This is a genomic window from Halomonas sp. AOP22-C1-8, from assembly GCF_052378905.1.
GTDB classification, from domain to species: domain Bacteria; phylum Pseudomonadota; class Gammaproteobacteria; order Pseudomonadales; family Halomonadaceae; genus Vreelandella; species Vreelandella citrativorans.
Genome location: NZ_JBQSYD010000018.1, coordinates 17,338 through 34,894, shown reverse-complemented (window position 1 = coordinate 34,894; position 17,557 = coordinate 17,338). Strand labels below are relative to the sequence as shown.

The 17,557-nt window shown below is 54.7% G+C and carries 9 protein-coding genes and 1 tRNA gene; 6 read left to right on the top strand and 4 right to left on the bottom strand.

Features of this window, described 5'->3' with window-relative positions; genetic code table 11:
* Positions 1–254 precede the first annotated feature (254 nt).
* From ACT3TY_RS11105 to ACT3TY_RS11090, 4 genes are all read right to left on the bottom strand, one after another.
* Complete coding sequence (locus ACT3TY_RS11105) at positions 255–746, bottom strand: CreA family protein (RefSeq protein WP_444628230.1); 492 nt, start codon at positions 744–746, stop codon at positions 255–257.
* A 129-nt stretch (positions 747–875) separates the two neighbouring features.
* Positions 876–1,115 carry a DUF333 domain-containing protein gene (locus ACT3TY_RS11100; RefSeq protein ID WP_444628228.1) on the bottom strand — a complete coding sequence of 80 codons (240 nt, stop codon included), beginning with the start codon at positions 1,113–1,115 and terminating at the stop codon, positions 876–878.
* 362 nt (positions 1,116–1,477) lie between these two features.
* A tRNA-Arg gene (locus ACT3TY_RS11095) sits at positions 1,478–1,554 on the bottom strand.
* Positions 1,555–1,621: 67 nt separating this feature from the next.
* A complete protein-coding gene (locus ACT3TY_RS11090) occupies positions 1,622–2,569 on the bottom strand; it encodes an AEC family transporter (protein WP_444628227.1) in 948 nt (315 codons plus the stop codon).
* Between the two features lie 604 nt (positions 2,570–3,173).
* On the opposite strand from ACT3TY_RS11090, the gene ACT3TY_RS11085 reads away from it, so the two are divergent.
* Genes ACT3TY_RS11085 through ACT3TY_RS11060 form a run of 6 tightly spaced genes read left to right on the top strand, consistent with a single transcriptional unit; the run spans position 3,174 to position 17,554 of the window.
* Entirely contained in the window at positions 3,174–5,177 is a 2,004-nt protein-coding gene (locus ACT3TY_RS11085) for a capsular polysaccharide biosynthesis protein (protein WP_444628225.1), read from the top strand.
* A gap of 1 nt (position 5,178) precedes the next feature.
* Positions 5,179–6,414 carry a capsule biosynthesis protein gene (locus ACT3TY_RS11080; RefSeq protein ID WP_444628224.1) on the top strand — a complete coding sequence of 412 codons (1,236 nt, stop codon included), beginning with the start codon at positions 5,179–5,181 and terminating at the stop codon, positions 6,412–6,414.
* Positions 6,411–7,220 (top strand): SDR family NAD(P)-dependent oxidoreductase, encoded by an 810-nt coding sequence (locus ACT3TY_RS11075; RefSeq protein ID WP_444628222.1) that lies wholly within the window; start codon positions 6,411–6,413, stop codon positions 7,218–7,220. Before ACT3TY_RS11080 ends, ACT3TY_RS11075 begins: the two co-directional genes overlap by 4 nt.
* A 1-nt stretch (position 7,221) precedes the next feature.
* On the top strand, positions 7,222–8,853 hold the full coding sequence (locus tag ACT3TY_RS11070; protein ID WP_444628220.1) for an LTA synthase family protein: 1,632 nt from the start codon (positions 7,222–7,224) through the stop codon (positions 8,851–8,853).
* Positions 8,850–16,208, top strand: coding sequence for an SDR family NAD(P)-dependent oxidoreductase (locus ACT3TY_RS11065; RefSeq protein ID WP_444628218.1), 7,359 nt, complete (start codon positions 8,850–8,852; stop codon positions 16,206–16,208). The genes ACT3TY_RS11070 and ACT3TY_RS11065 overlap by 4 nt, the downstream gene beginning before the upstream one ends.
* Positions 16,205–17,554, top strand: coding sequence for an aminotransferase class I/II-fold pyridoxal phosphate-dependent enzyme (locus ACT3TY_RS11060; RefSeq protein WP_444628216.1), 1,350 nt, complete (start codon positions 16,205–16,207; stop codon positions 17,552–17,554). Before ACT3TY_RS11065 ends, ACT3TY_RS11060 begins: the two co-directional genes overlap by 4 nt.
* The last annotated feature ends 3 nt before the right edge of the window (positions 17,555–17,557 follow it).

Here is a 17,557-nt window from a genome sequence, read left to right as displayed (position 1 = left end):
ACCTTTAAAATATCAGGTTTCAGCAAGCCATGGCATGAGCTGCGTCAATAAATCGCTTCTCATGAGGAAGAGTAAAGCGTCTGTTTGTCGATATCGGTATAGGGTAACCAGGCTAACATAAGCCTTTTACGCCACATATTGGGCACAGAATTAGGCAATGCCCAGCGCCTTCCCCGTTCCAAACAGGATAGCGGTTTATAAAAGTGCGATCTTCATGACTATTAGTTCATGGCTATTAACAGGGCTACTTTTTATCAGCGTATGCCCGGCGTTAGATCGCCGTAATGCACAGCGGTAACCGCATTTTTTGGCGAGCCATCCACCAACTTGGTGCTATAGGTCAGATACACAAAGGTTTGTGTTTCAGTATCATGCATGCGCACTACGCGCATATTCTTAAAGAGCACCGAGCGGCGCTGGGTGAACACCACCTCTTGCGGAGCTATCTCATCGGGGTTAAAGACAATCTCGCCCGTTTGCCGACAGGCCACGCTTGCTTCGCTGGCTTCTTCAGCAAGCCCAATCGCGCCTGAAATTCCACCAATTTGGGAGTAGGAAATATAACAGGAGATACCCTGCACTTTCGGGTCATCGAACCGCTCGACTTCAATGGTATTGTTTGGCCCTAGCATTCTGAACTCGGTGCGCACGCTACCAATATGCGCCTCCTGAGCTAATAACGTGGCAGGAAGCAGAGCAAGTAAACCCGCCAACGATGCACTGGCGATACGGTTAGGCGACAACATGGGCAGTGTCCTTGAAAAAGCGACGAGGTAATAAGTAGGTGACGAGCATACCTGAGTGCACCTATTCAGGGGAGCCGCATTAACCCTAATACCAAAATGGGCCAGCACAGAGAACGCCCACCCTGTGTATCAGTCGTTTCTCAACCCTTCGGTCCGGTACAGCATATTCACTTCAACGACACGGCCTTCAACTAAATGGCAGTAGTCACGTTGAGTACCGCCAGATTCACGACTGCGCACTTCCCCACCCTCACGTTCGCAGTATTCAACGGCATAGCGGTGTGCTTCTTCTGCATTACGTGAACTGCCTTCTGTGGCACAGCCTGCCAAGGGTAAAAGCAGCATGGCACTCAGTAGATAACGTTTCATGGTAAACCTCCTGTTAATCGTCAACGCCGTAAGCCTGTTTTCATAGTCGTTGAGCGGACGGAATTTTACCAATCTATCGCTTTTGGTACTTTTCTACTTTTCATGCTGGTAAGCGAGAGGTACGGCATTGTGCGTCAGTTGAAGATTACTAATGCGCCTTGAGGAACAGGCATGTGGTGTTCTGGGGCAGCCAATAAGCTTAGGCGCTAACATCAGCGTTTTGTACTGATGACATGGTGAAAAGAGCTGAAGAAGACGGCAGAGCATATCCTCACACAATATTCAGAAGAGGTTAGCCAGCTAGAAGAAGCGGTAAGGATACGAGATTATATTTGATTGTAGTTTTAATCGTTATTTTTGATTGGCGCCCCTGGCAGGAGTCGAACCTGCGACCTGCCGCTTAGGAGGCGGCTGCTCTATCCTACTGAGCTACAGGGACTTTGCTTGCAGAAGGGGCGCACAGTATAACGTGTTACAGATAACACTCCAACCCGCCTCTGTCCTTCTTACACCCATCCCAACAAACGCAGCGCAAAAATGCCCAGTGTTACCGAAATACTGGCCATTAAGGTGGTGATCGCAATGATGTTGGCGGCCAGGCCTGCGTTGCCGCCCATGGCTTTTACCATGACAAAGCTGGCGGCGGCGGTGGGGCTGGCAAAAAAGAGGAACAACAAACCCAACTGTTCGCCTTCAAAGCCTAACAGCCAGGCAGCTACGGTAGAGAGCACAGGCAAGATGGCCATCTTCATAATGCTGGAGCTCACCGCAATGTCGCTTTTATCCCGAATGCTGGACATCGAGAGCGTTGCGCCAATACAGATCAATGCCAACGGTAGCGTGAGCGACGCAAAATAATCCCCAGAGGTCATCACCCAACTGGGGAGCGAAATAGAAAAAGCGGTAAACGGCAAGGCCACGATCACTGAAATAATCAGCGGATTCGTCGCAATATGCTTGAGAATGCTGCGCCAATTAGCGGCTTTTTCCGCTTGATAAGCAGCCAGTACCACCACTGATAGCGCGTTGTACATAATAATGACCACACCAACCAACAGGCTGCCCGTTGACAGCCCATAGTTGCCGTACATGCCCGCTGCCAACGCCAGCCCAACGACACCGCAATTACCGCGAAAGGCTCCTTGAACATAAATCCCGCGCTCGGCATAAGGAACGCGAAAGTGTGCCCATAGCCAACTCAACACAAACTGCCCCAGTGTGGCGATGGCAAAAAACACCATTAACGAGATATCCAGCGCAACGCTAATATCGGCTTTAATCAAACTTAAAAAGATCAAGGTGGGCAGCGTGGCTTTAAACACCAACGCAGACGCGGTGGTGACAAAGGTGCGATCAATCCACCCCAAGCGCTCTAGGCCAATCCCCAGAAAAACCATGGCAAACACGGGTAAAGTGATATCAAGTGTTTGAGTAAACAATTCAAGTAGGTTCACAGTGTTGCCTCAGCCAATTCAGCGTGCCCTTTCAGTTTGCGGTGGCGGGTAGTTTATCGAATGCATATCAAGAAAGGCAGACGCCGGACAGCGTAGCGTCGTGACCTAATAACGTAATCAAAGAGTTCCTGAAGGGTCTGGTCGGTCGCTGCGTTAACCACCACGCTGTTGCGCCCTTTGCCTGAGTGGATAACCGACACCTGACTGACTGCCTGGCACAGTGCCTCCGCAATGGGTTTGCGCTTGCCCCAGTGTACACGCCAAATTCATCGCCCCCTTGGCGGGCAACGTGGTCGCTACACCGTACTTCCCACGCCACTATAAGGTAAATAACGTCCAATTACCCAATTGGCAAGCCAAACTTGAGCATACGTCTGGAGTATACTGCACGGCCCTAACACCTTGTTTCTATTACACCACCCTATCAAAACAGCAGATTTTCTCGCGCCGCATTAAATTAAATTTAAACGATCATTCAGCTTCGTGACTATAAACACAAATTTCTGTAATCCCGTAAGCACTTACTGTGACTAATTGATAAGCGGGCCTGTTTCACGTATGTTCGCTCGCCTAACTTTTTGTTCCGTTACGAATGACAATACCTATGGCAAATAAAACGGCAGGCTTTACCTCATCAGGTATCGGAAAAATTAGCGCACTGCCTGCCTTGCTGCCTGAATTTAGCCACTTTTCTTACTTACGACCACTGCAAAACAAACCTGACGTCGTGATTGGTTGGGGACTAAAGCCATCAAGCCTTCAGGCAAGGCGGTATGCCAAGCGCCGCCAGCTACCCTATATTGCTTTGGAAGACGGCTTTTTGCGCTCGCTTGGGCTGGGAGTAGCGGGCTATCAAGGGCATAGCCTGGTCGTTGATCACACCGGTATTTATTACGATGCTTCAAAACCTTCCGATTTAGAAAACTGGCTTAACAACGCCACTTTTACTACCGACGAAATCAACCAGGCCGAGCGGTGCATTAAGCAGCTTGCGCGCTATCGTCTATCCAAGTACAACCACGCGCCAGATCCTGCTTCAAGCAATTCGCCCCAAGAGAGAGTGCTGGTTGTTGATCAAACCGCAGGCGATGCCTCTATTGAGTTTGGGGGAGCGAATGCGGATAGTTTCGAGCAGATGCTGGCCGCAGCGCTTACCGACCACCCTACGGCTGAGATTTTGGTCAAGATACACCCGGATGTTATCGCAGGCAAAAAACAGGGCCACCTGCTCAGCGCGCAAAACCACCCCCGCTGCCGCGTGATCAGTGAAGACATTAACCCTTGGGCATTATTTGATCAGGTTGAAACTGTATATGTCGTGACCAGCCAGCTCGGTTTTGAAGCGTTGCTGGCGGGCAAGCGCGTTCACTGCTTTGGCCTGCCCTTTTATGCAGGCTGGGGACTCACCGAAGACCGGCTAGCCTGCTCGCGACGACATACAAAACGCACGCTCCATGAAGTATTCGCGGCGGCTTATCTGCGTTATACGCGCTATGCCAATCCGTATACGCTAAAACCTGCCACGCTAGAGGAGAGCATTGCGCTAATTGCCGACCAAAAGCGCCAGCAGGAACGGCTACGCGGCAAGTGGATAGGCTGTGGCTTCTCCTCGTGGAAGCGACGCTTTATTCATGACTTTTTAGGCGGTGCCGCACAGCTTACGTACCAGAAAGCGCTGCCTGAGGCGCCACCTTCACAAAAGCTTTTAGTGTGGTCTAGCCGTATTGATCACACCTTCGAGCAGCAGCACGCCGCACTGATGCCCCATTTGTGGCGGATTGAAGATGGCTTTATTCGTTCTGTAGGCCTGGGGGTTGATCTTACTCAACCGCTTTCACTGGTCATTGATGCTCAAGGGATTTATTACGACCCAAGCCAACCCAGTGACCTGGAGTCGCTGCTTGAATATTCCGATTTTAGTGATGATCTACTAGAGCGTGCTGGCCAACTACGAGAGCGCTTAGTGGCATTAAAGCTCTCCAAATATAACGTGCGCGGACACGACACTCTCGAGCTGCCCGATAACCGGCTGATAATACTCGTACCCGGCCAGGTCGAGAGTGATGCATCCATTGCCACCGGCTCGCCGCATATTCGTACCAACAGCGCGCTTTTACGTGAAGTGCGCCGTACTCACCCCCATGCGTTTATTATTTATAAGGCACACCCCGACGTGGTCAGCGGTGCTCGCATCGGAGCACTCGAACCCGATACTAAACACCTGTATGATCTGGATGCCAGCCACGTGGATATCACCACACTGCTTGAGCGCGTCGATGCGGTTCATACCATGAGTTCGCTGACAGGCTTCGAGGCGCTATTACGTCACCGCAAAGTACATACGTATGGTATGCCGTTTTACGCAGGCTGGGGGTTAACACAGGATGCTATGCACTGCCCGCGCCGCTCTCGCGCCTTAACGCTGGAAGCATTGGTGGCGGGCACGCTAATTCTGTATCCATGCTACGTCGCTCCCTCGAGCCGTCAGCTCTGTAATGCGGAAACCGCCGTTAGCCTTTTAGAGCAGGCACGCACACAGCAACCGACGCTGACATGGAAGCAGCGCCTCTACCGGCTTTACCGTAATTTATTGATTGGAAGACACTGAGTTGAAGTCAAAGCGCGCATTCTTATTCTTACAAGGGGTCTGCTCGCCCTTCTATCAACGTTTAGCACGTCGTTTGACAGAGGACGGGCACCGCGTCGTAAAGGTTAACTTCAACGCTGGCGATATTGCTTACTGGCAACGTACCCACAGTGAAAACTACCTGTTTCGTGAATCATTAAGTGAACTGCCTGACTACATAGCATCGCTCTGGCAGCGCCATGCGATTACCGACCAGGTCATGTTCGGTGACCGCCGCCCTATCCACCGGCCCGCGGTAGAGAACGCCCCTGCGGCAGGGGTACGCACCCACGTGTTTGAAGAGGGCTACTTTCGCCCATTTTGGGTAACGCTTGAGCGCGACGGCGTAAATGGTCACTCGCTCTTACCCCGCGACCCCAGCTGGTTTTATGAAACGGGTAAGGCGCTACCCCAGTTACCCCCACCGGTGCGTTTTAGGTCTTCATTTAAGATCCGCGCCATGCACGATGTCAGTTATCACTTGGCGGGGTTAGCCAACCCATTGGTGGCACCGCACTACCGGAACCATGCACCGATTACTGCGCCGGTTGAATACGCAGGCTATATCAAACGCTTTGCGCTATTAAGGAAGTGGAAAAAGCAGGATGCCCAACGCATAAAAACCTTGATTGAAAGCGCCAAGCCCTACTTTATGCTGCCGCTTCAGCTCAATACCGATGCCCAAATTCGTGACCACTCACCCTATGCCAATATGCAAGAAGTGATAGATCATGTGATGGGCTCGTTTGCCGAACATGCACCAAGCGATGCCCTGCTTTGCATCAAGAATCACCCACTGGATATGGGGCTGGTCAATTACACCAGGATTATTGAACAGCTTGCCCAGTTTTACGGCTTGCCAGGTCGTATCGTCTATTTGGAGTCCGGCAACCTGGAGTTGCTAATTAAACATGCAGTGGGCACCGTGACGGTTAACAGCACTGTCGGCTTTGTTTCTTTGGAAAAACAGTGCCCTACGTTTGCGCTAAGCGACCCCATTTACAATCTTGCCGGACTTACCTATGAAGGTAACCTCGACGAGTTTTGGAATCGGCCGCCTCCACCAAGCCAAGCGCTTTTCACCTATTTTCGTAATACGGTGATGCATAGCGTCCAAGTAAACGGCGGTTTTTACTGCCAGCCAAGCATTGACCTTGCCGTTAACAATGCAGCGCACATACTGGAAGCCTGCCCATCGCCGTTGGAGAAACTACTTTGAGTGCCGCCCCAGACCTCACCACACCTGAGCGCTGCGTGCTGATCACGGGAGCAACCGGTGCCATAGGTGGTGCCTTGGCACGCGCCTATGCCGCTCCACGCACTCACCTGGTGCTCCACGGCAGGCAGCAAGACGTACTATCCAACCTGGCGGATACTTGCCGGGCGCTAGGCGCTCAGGTGACAACCAGCTCGGTTAACCTGGTCGATGAAGAAGCACTCAAGCAGTGGCTTCATACACTGCGTAAAGAACACCTGCCTGATATTGTGATCGCCACCGCTGGCAAGAACACCCATCCCCAAACAAACGGGGCATTAGAGCCTTGGGATGATGTTCAAGCGCTTCTGGATATCAATCTGAAAACCCCCATCGCCATGGCCCAGCATTTGGTACCCGCCATGCAAAAACGAGGTAGCGGGCAGTTAGTGTTGATTAGCTCGCTCGCCGCTTGGCACGGTCTGCCTACCACGCCCACGTACAGCGCCAGCAAAGCAGGGATTAAGGCTTATGGGGAGGGGTTACGGGGGCTACTGGCGCCTCATGGTGTGGGGGTAACGGTCGTAATGCCGGGCTATGTAACCTCGCCCATGTGTAATGCCATGCCAGGCCCCAAGCCTTTTGAATGGCCACCAGAGCGGGCTGCCAACGTGATTAAGCGGGGCATTGATGCAAACCGGGCTCGTATCAGCTTTCCGTTCCCACTCAATTTTGGCACCTGGTGGCTGGCTGTACTTCCGGCCGCTATTTCACAATGGCTCATCAAACGCCTGGGCTTTAATCATACTGACCATTTGGGGAGCGATTGATATGACGACTTCGCTGCCCTTTGCGCTGTTTTGGCCACTGCTGGTTGGAGGGATGGGGACGATCATCTTCGAAGCCCTCCTTAACCCACGCCCTAAGCCGCTTTGGCGGCGCGGCCTGGCGGCCAACAGCGTGCATTTAGGCAGCTGGCTATTGCTGTTTGGCGCGTTTATTCTGGTGCTTCAGCGGCCCTGGTTTACGGTGGTGTTTATTCTGGCGCTTCAGCTGGTGCTCGTTCAATCCAGTAATACAAAATCTCGCACACTATGTGAGCCGTTCATCTGCCACGATTTTGAGTACTTTTGGGATGCCATCCTCCACCCCCGCCTTTATGTGCCCTTTTTTGGGACCGGCCTTGCCATAGCCGCCATTGGCGCGGGAGCGGGAGCCATCGGAGCGTTTCTGTACTGGGAACCTTCGCTCGTATCTCAGTGGGGCGGGCAACGCTTTATCACCCTCTGCGGATTACTCATCGCAATAGGTGCCCCGCTTATCGCATTGGGCTGGCGGGCACTCGCTCCCATCACATTGAACCCGGTAGATGACATAAATCGTTTGGGCTTATTTGCAAGCCTATGGGCTTATGGCATCGCCCTTATGCGCTCATCTCCTCCCGCGCCAGAACAATCCCCGTTTTACCTGTTAACCAAAAAGGTTGAAGCCAGTCGCCTCACGGCAACATCTAACGTACGTCCTAATGTCGTACTGGTGCAAAGCGAATCATTTTTCGACCCACGCCCCTGGCACTCTGACATTAGTGACAGCTTATTAAAGAATTTTGATGCTACGCGCTTACAAGCGCAGCTGCATGGCGAGCTAAATGTGCCCGCATGGGGTGCTAATACCGTACGTACCGAATGTGCAGTGCTCACCGGACTTTCACCGGCCGCATGGGGCCCGCGCCAATTTAACCCCTATCGCACGCTGTCGCGCCACCCACTGCCAAGCCTGGCCAGTGCGTTTAAGGCAGCGGGGTACCGTACGGTATGCGTTCACCCCTACCCTGCCAGCTTTTATATGCGCCATAAAGTGATCCCCCAGTTAGGGTTCGACCAGTTTATCGATCTCACTGGTTTTGAAAGTAGCGAAAAGCAAGGCCAGTACATCGGTGACCTGGCCGTTGCACGAAAGGTTGGACGCCTGCTCGAAGATAGCGATAATGGGCCTCTTTTTATATTTGTGATTACCATGGAGAATCATGGGCCGTTGCACCTGGAAGCACCTCACCAGGAAAGCCTCGCGGCTGCACTGCCCACAGCGCCTTGGCCACTACCTGCACATTTACACGATTTAGCCGTGTACTTGCACCATCTAGGCGAGGCCGACAAAATGTTGGCTAGCGTTAAAAGCACGCTGGATGAACGTAAGCGGCCAGGATTGCTGGGCTGGTATGGTGATCATGTACCTATATTGCCCGAAGCGTATGAGCACCTCTCGTTACCGGCTGGCACTACGCCGTACATGATATGGTCGACGCAGGCTAAAGAGTGGTCGAACGACTTTATGCCCAAACAGCATGACACGTGCGCGTTAACCGCCAGTGAACTTGGCGTCCAGCTATTTAAACAAGCGTTTGGACACGATATAAGTAGCGATGTGATCAAGGCAGAACCAGAACCTCAGGAGCAAGAATGACTAAACGCGTTGCCATTATCGGCGCCGCCCATCGTTTCCCCGGCACCACCCCTGAAACGTTCTGGCAGGACCTGCAAGCCGAAAAAGATCTGGTCACCCAAGTGGCCTCTGACCGCTGGAGCCATGAGGCTTTCTTGCACCCCGACAAGCGCCACCCCGGCACCAGCGTTACCTTTGCGGCAGGTAGCCTTGGCGACATCAGCGGGTTTGATGCCGAGTTTTTTGGTATCTCGCCCCGCGAAGCGGCCAATATGGACCCGCAGCAACGCATGCTGCTTGAGCTCGCCTGGGAAGCTATCGAAAGCGCCGGCATCGTCCCCAGCAGCTTACGCGGCAGCCAGTGCGGCGTGTTTCTGGGGGTCGCCAGCCTTGACTACTCGTATCGCATGGCGGATGACATGGCGGCCATTGATGCGTCAACCGCGACAGGCAACACGTCAAGCATTGCCTCCAACCGTCTCTCTTACGTGTTTGACCTGCATGGCCCAAGCATGTCGCTGGATACCGCCTGTTCGTCATCCATGGTGGCGTTTCATCAAGCCTGTCAATCGATCCGTAGCGGCGAAACCAGTATGGCACTGGCCGGGGGGATCAGCCTTCATCTGCACCCTTATGGGTTCATTATATTCTCCAAGGCGAGCATGCTCTCGCCAACGGGCCGCTGCCAGGTGTTTGATGACTCAGGCGATGGTTACGTGCGCTCTGAAGGCGCGGGGCTTTTCCTGCTCAAGGATTACGACCAGGCGATTGCTGACGGCGACAATATTCTCGCGGTGGTCGCTGGCTCGGCGGTGAACACCGATGGCCATAAATCAGGCATTACGGTACCCAACCCCAGCGCACAGATTGACCTAATGCGCCGCGCCTACGAACAGGCAGGCATCAGCCCCGACGAGATCGACTATCTGGAAGCCCATGGCACGGGCACCGCCGTTGGCGACCCAATAGAAACCCGCGCCATTGGTGAAGCCCTGGGCAAGTATCGCCAGGCCCCCCTGCCGATTGGCTCTATAAAAAGTAACGTCGGCCATTTGGAAACGGCGTCAGGGGTCGCGGGGATTGCCAAAGCGCTTTATAGCCTGCAACACCGTGAAGTGCCTGCGACCATCGGCATTCGCAAGCTTAATTCACGCATCAAATTTGATGAATGGAACCTGCATGTCGTTACCAAAGCGCAGCCTCTTAAAAAAGAGGGGCGCCTGGTCATCGGGATTAACTCGTTTGGCTTTGGCGGCGCCAATGCCCACGTTATTTTAGAAAGCGCACCGGAAAAACCGGCAGCAGCTGGCCACACATCCGCTCATACACTGCCCATCCGGCTAAGTGCTAAAAGCCAGGACGCACTTACGGATAGCGCTCACTTATTAGCAGAGCACCTCATAGAAGGCAGTGACGCCTTCTACAATGTTGCCCATACACTGTTTAACCACCGTGAACAGCACACCTTTGGCGCACTTTGCTTTGCACAAACGCCAGAAGAAGCCGCAGCGGCGCTGAGCCAATTTGCCAAGGACGAAGCCACCCCGCATGTGATCACGCTGGAACGACTGCCCAATGCGCGTGGCCCGGTATTTGTTTATGACGGCAATGGCTGCCAGTGGGAAACCATGGGCCGTGAACTGCTCAATACAGCCCCCGTTTTTGCCGACGCTATTGACCGCGTGGACAGCCTGTTTCAGCAGCACGGCGATTTCTCGCTACGTGCTGAGCTTGAGGGGCAGAACGGAGAGAACCGCTTCGAGCTTACCGAAATCGCTCAGCCAGCCCTGTTTGCTCTACAGGTCGCGCTAACAGAATGGCTAAAAGCGCAGGGCATCATGCCTACCGCTGTGTTTGGGCATAGTGTCGGGGAAGTCGCTGCCGCCTGGGCTGCAGGCGCACTCAGTCTTGAAGACGCCGTCAAGGTCATTTATTTCCGCAGTTTTTATCAAGGCAAAACCCGTGGCAAGGGCGAAATGAGCGCCGTCGCCATGAGCGCCGAAGACATAGCGCCATGGCTTGCCAAGCCAGAATTTGACCAGGTTTGCCTCGCGGGTATTAACAGCCCTAAAGGCATCACGCTGGCAGGTAACCGCGATCAACTGGCCGAGCTTGAAGCCGCGTTAAGTGAACAAGGCACTTTCGCTAAGCGCCTACCGCTGGACTACGCCTTCCATAGCCCCGCCATGGATAGCATCCAGCAGGGGGTTATTGATGCCCTGGCCGACATTACCCCTTGCAAAACACAGCTGCCCTACTACTCAACGGTTACCGGTGAACTTAGCCTGGGCACTGAGCTTGACGCCACGTATTGGTGGAAAAACATCCGCGAACCGGTCCTGTTTGATAACGCAGCCACCGCGCTGATACAACAGGGTTATAACGTATTTGTAGAAGTTGGCGCGCATCCCATTTTGCGCCGCTACCTCAATGAAACACTACGCCAGCAAGAGCGTAAAGGGCTGGCAATTGGCACCATTGAGCGGCACAAGCCTGGTCTTGAACAACTGCTGCAAAGCGTTGGCCAGTTACTGTTGAGCGGGCTCTCATTTGATATGCGTCATGTGTTCCCCGTGGAAGGCCAACGTACCTTACTGCCCCGCTACCCATGGCAACGCACGCGGCACTGGGTCAACAGCACACAAGACAGCCAAGGACTACTTTCACGCTATTACCAGCATCCTCTACTGGGCTACCCGCTGGCGCAGCAAGAGCACACCTGGGAAAGCCAGTTGGACATTAAACGTCAGCCTTGGCTTGCCGATCACGTGGTGGGTGAAGGCGCGGTGTTCCCCGGTGCCGGGTTTGTTGAGCTAACCCTAGCCGCCGCATTACAGCAAAAAGATACCCCACTTTTGGATATCGAAGAGCTGGAAATTCGTGCCCCCCTCCTGCTGGATGGGCCTAATGGTCGTGCTCTGCGCTTAGCGCTCAATTCGGAAGATGGCCGCATCGCCATTCACTCCCGTGAACCAGCCAATGGTCACGAATGGCAGTTAAACGCGGTAGCGCGCAATATGCACGAAAGCCGTGGCTTTCTGCTCAACCGTCGGGCACCTAAACTGCCTTCGCGCGCACCGGACTACACGCTAACGGAACACCTGCAAATGGCCGAGCGCATCGGCCTGCACTATGGGCCTGCCTTCCAGGCAATTAGCCACGGATGGATCGAAGATAACGCCGTCATCGGCGCCATCGATTTATCCAGTAACGTGCAGGCACAGCTAGCGACGCTTCACCTTCATCCCGGCATTCTGGATAGCGCCTTCCAGATGTTTATCCCCTTGCTAGCGCAGCACAGTGAATTTGCCGCACAGCTTGCGTTTGTGCCCGTTCGGGTTGGTCGTATACAGGTCAACCTCGAAGCGGGTGTGCCGGTACTGGCTCGCGCCGTGATGGGCAAACGCGCGCCCCACTCGTTTACCGCAGATTTTGAACTGTACGATGCGAGTGGAAACGCCGTGGCCGTGCTGAGCCAAACACGCTTCAAGGCGATTCGTTTGAACCGCGCGCATCATCAATCGTTTAGCTATCTGGATGTTGAGCTTACCCCAGCGCCGCTTGACGCCAAGCCACTGCCCTTGGCGGCCGACGCCCTCAACCGTTTGGCACAACTAAGCAGCCACTACGCGTCATATACCGGTCAACGCTACGCCCAGGAAGTCGCTCCGTTACTCGATAGCCTAAGCGAAGCATTTACCCAGCATGGCTATGCCATTGAAGGCGACGAGGAAGCACTGGCGCCCGAGGCTATCTGGCAACTGCTGGTGCAGGATTACCCCGACTATTTTGCACCGATTCATCTGGTGGGCCGCTTGGGCTTGCACCGTGATGCACTACTCAACGGCACGACATCGCTTGAGACACTGGGCATTACCACTGAGCTAATGGCAAGGCTAAACCGTGTACTGATCGGCGAATGCGGTTGGCAAGCGCTTGCCACTGAGCTTGGCAGCCTGATCGAAGCCTCACTTTCCCTATTGGGCCAAGGCGAGCGCCTGCAACTGCTTGAAGCGGGCCCCTGCGCGCCTGCGCTGGGCCAGCGACTGCTGGAACAGCTAGCCAATGCGGGCCAGGCAGGCAATCACCATTACCGAGTGATTACCACACATGACAGCGCACGTCACCAGGCTGAACAGCTGCAAGAGCGCTACCCGCTTATTGATGTGCAGTCGCTGGATGATGCGCCACACACGTTAGCAAACGCAGAAAAAGCCCAGCTCGCCTTCATCAGCAGCGATGCCACCCAACCTGCTCGCACGCGCCAGCTGATTGAAGCCTTGCCTGCCCAGTTGGCTCCTGGCGCCCACCTTATGGTGATGGGTATAGCCCCCAGCCAGTGGCTAGACGACGTGCTGGCAACGCCAGGCATCGACCAGGCAGCGCTAGAACACAGCACACTAAGCGATTGGCTAAGTGCCCAAGGCTTTATGGTTTCAGCCCCTATCGAGCTTGAAGAGAGCTCGGCGGGCGCTTACCTGCTGCATGCCCAGCTGCCACTGGCATCCGTCACTTCTCAGGCGGATGAAAGCCTTGCCAACACGCCTTGCCAGTTAATCATCACCGACCCGACCAACGAGGCGCTTGCGGCGCGCTTGGCTAAAGCACTTACCACACACCAGGCCAAGGTACGGGTTGAGCAAAGCGACGACGCACCCGATACGCTATTGCAACATGCACTCGGCGAATGGGGCGATGCTGCTCAAACGTTGAATGTGATTGACCTGCGCGACCTGGGCGGTAGCGACACCAGCGTGCAAACCTTGCGTTGCTATCGTGCCCAGCAGTGGAGCCTGGCGCTGGAAGCGGCCAAACTCACCTCGGCAACGCTATGGCTTACCACTCAAGGTGTTAGCCTGCTTTGGCACACTCAACAAACACTGCAAACACACGACAACGTACCCGATGATGCCGCACTTTGGGGCTTTGGCCGCTCGCTTGCCAATGAAGCCGTGGGGCATACGGCCAGCCTGCTGGATATCCCCCATGAGGTTAGTGATGCAGCGTTAAGTACATGGGCTGCATCGCTGACTATCGCGGACAGCGAAAACGAAGTCGTCATCCATGCAGGCGGTGAACGCTTTGCCACCCGCTTGCGCACCTTGCCTGCACCAACACCTCAACAAACCGTTAACACGCCTGCCCGTCAAGCAATGACCCTCGGCTTTGCGCTACCCGGGCAGTTGCGCCAGTTACAGTGGCGCCCACGAGCGTTACCTGCGCTTAAGGCCGATGAGGTTGAGGTCAAGGTAAAAGCTACCGGGCTTAACTTCCGTGACGTGATGTACACGCTCGGCCTGCTTTCTGACGAAGCGATCGAGAACGGCTTTGCGGGGCCCACACTGGGTCTTGAGTTCTCTGGTGAAGTTATTGCCGTGGGCGACAACGTTACTCACGTCGCCCCAGGGCAAGCCATCGTCGGCTTTGGGCCAGCCAGTTTTAGTGACCGGCTGATTGCTAGCCAGCACGCGATAGCGCCTCTTCCAGAAGGCGTGAGTTACGCCGCCGCTGCCACCATCCCGACCACGTTTTTTACCGTGTACTACGCGCTTAAACACTTGGCACGCCTGGAGCCAGGTGAAAAGGTCTTGATTCATGGCGCAGCCGGTGGTGTCGGTATTGCCGCGCTGCAAATTGCCCAATGGCTTGGCGCGGAAATTTACGCCACGGTGGGCTCGGAAGAGAAGCGCGACTTTTTACGACTAATGGGCGTGGAGCACCTTTATGATTCCCGCTCACTCACCTTTGCTGAAGAAATTCTTGAAGACACTCAGGGCGAAGGTGTCGATATCGTACTGAACTCACTTGCCGGGGAAGCCATCAACCAAAACCTGCGCGCCCTGCGCCCCTTTGGTCGATTCCTGGAACTGGGTAAACGCGATTTCTACGAGAATACCCACATTGGCCTGCGCCCTTTCCGCAATAACTTAAGCTATTTCGGTATCGACTCTGATCAGCTAATGAAAGTACAGCCTGCGCTGACCCAGCGGTTGTTCGGGGAAATGATGGCGCTGTTTAACGACGGCACCCTCAGCCCGCTACCGTTTACCGCGTTCAGCCATAGCCAGGTCATCGATGCTTTCCGCTATATGCAGCAAGCGCGCCAGATCGGCAAAGTCGTCGTTACCTATGAGCAGCCTATTGCGCCGCCCAGGAACGAAGCGCTAGGCCGTGAAACGCTGAGCCTATCAAACGATGGCAGCTACCTGGTGACCGGCGGCTTGGGCGGGTTCGGCCTTAAAACCGCCCAATGGCTGGTAAGCAAAGGCGCTCGCCAACTGATTCTGCTTAGCCGCAGCGGCCCGGCCAGCGAGGAAGCACAAGCTGCTATTGCGGATTTTAATGCTCAAGGCGTAAAGGTAATGGCCGCAGCCTGCGACATTACCAACCGCGATGCACTGACCAGCGTGTTAGCACGCGCCAAGGATGAGCTGGGCCCGCTGCGCGGTATCGTACATGCCGCCACGGTAATAGATGACAGCTTGATTCGTAACCTGGACGCCGAGCGCATTCAAAAGGTGCTAGCGCCCAAAATAGAGGGTGCTCGCCACCTGGATGCGCTAACGCGTAATGAGCACTTGGACTTCTTTATCCTCTACTCGTCAGCGACCACGCTATTTGGCAACCCAGGTCAGGCCAATTACGTGGCTGCCAACCATTGGCTCGAAGCGTTTGCCGCTAATCGTCGTGCTGCCGGTCTTCCCGCCACATGTGTACGCTGGGGTGCTATTGAAGATGTCGGTTTCCTGGCGCGCAACTCTCGCACGCGTGACGCACTGCAAGAGCGTTTAGGCGGTTCTGCCCTTCGTTCAGATGACGCGCTTAACGTGCTTGAGCAGATGCTGGTATCACCCGGCCCCAGCCTTGGCGTGCTGGAACTTGAATGGGGAGCGCTCGCCCGCTTCTTGCCGACCGCCAATGCGCCACGCTTTAACGAGATTGCCCGTGCCAGCGATGACGACAGCAGCAACGATACCGATGACGATATCAGCGCTCTGCTTGCCGACCTTTCCCCAGAAGAGTTGCATAGTACGGTCACAGAGCTGCTTCGAGCAGAACTTGCCAGCATCCTGTTAATTGAAGAGGAAAAGATTGACGTTAACCGCTCGGTCTACGACATGGGTTTTGACTCGCTGATGGGAGTCGAGCTGATGACAGCAATCGAGAACCGCTTGGGTGTTCAGGTGCCGGTAATGATACTTAGCGAAGCCTCAACACTTAACAAGCTGGCGGGTGTGCTGATTCAAAAGCTCCATCAGCATGACGACGATGTTGAAGAAGCACCGCAAGATGCGTTAGCCTCTCTGGCCGCTCGCCACGGGGCAGACGGCTTCACTGAGCCTGCATCAACATCATCGACAACCGAGACACCATGACCGCCAAGCGCTCTGATTTAAAACGGCAGCTGTTGGAACAAGCACGTAAACGTACGACGCCACGTACGATGCCACACGCAACGGCCAACGCTGCCAGCTCCTCACCGGGCAACGACTCAACCAGCCCGGTGCCCGAGCGCTTTACGCGGTTTGATGCCCACCCAGGCTACCAGCAGCTTGCCATGCTGCGCCAGGGCGCTGAACAGTTGGGGTTAAAAGACCCCTTCTTTAAGGTGCACGAAGGCATTGCCGGAGCAACCAGCGTTATTCAGGGGCAACCGTGCATCAACTTCGCCAGCTACAACTACCTTGGCTATTCGGGTGACCCGCGCGTTAACCAAGCCGCTTGCGAGGCAGTGACGCGTTACGGCAGTTCCGTATCGGCCAGCCGAGTCGTTTCTGGTGAGCGCCCTATTCATCGGGAACTGGAACACGCCATTGCCAAGGCGTACCAGGTCGATGATGCGGTCGCGTTTGTGAGCGGGCATGCCACTAACGTATCAACGCTTGGCTATCTGCTTGGGCCTAAAGACCTCGTGCTACATGACGAGTATATTCACAACAGCTCACTGGTTGGCGCGCAGCTTTCCGGCGCCAAACGCATGTCGTTTTCCCATAACGACCCTGATGCCCTCGATACCTTGCTTAGCCGTCATCGGCATCAATTTGAACGGGTGATTGTCGTCATCGAAGGGCTTTACAGCATGGATGGCGACATTCCTGATCTGCCTCGCTTTATCGAGCTCAAAAAGCGGCACCAGGTATGGCTGATGGTTGATGAAGCGCACTCCTTCGGCGTTATGGGTCATAACGGCTTAGGGCTTCATGAGTACTTTGCCATCGACCCACGTGATGTGGATATCTGGATGGGCACGATGAGCAAAACGCTCTCCGGCTGCGGCGGGTACATTGCGGGCACTAAAGCGCTGGTTGAAACGCTGCGCTACTTTGCGCCCGGTTTCTTGTACAGCGTGGGAATGCCTGCCCAGGTCGCCGCCCCCTCTCTCAAAGTGCTAGCGCTTATGCAGCAAGAGCCTGAACGGGTGGAAAAACTCCACTCGATCTCGCGCTACTTCCTGCAGCAAGCCAAAAAGCACGGCATGGATACCGGGCACAGCATCGGCGCCGCTGTTGTTCCCATCATTGTGGGCAGTTCACCGTTGGCAGCACACCTCTCCCACACGCTGCTTGAACAGCACCACATCAATGTTCAGCCGATCCTTTACCCAGCCGTACCGGAAAAGAGCGCCCGGCTACGCTTTTTCCTTGCTTATGATCATACCCAGGCGCATATCGACCAAACCCTGGAAGCGCTCGCTACACTGCTCGCCCAGGCACAGAGCTAACGG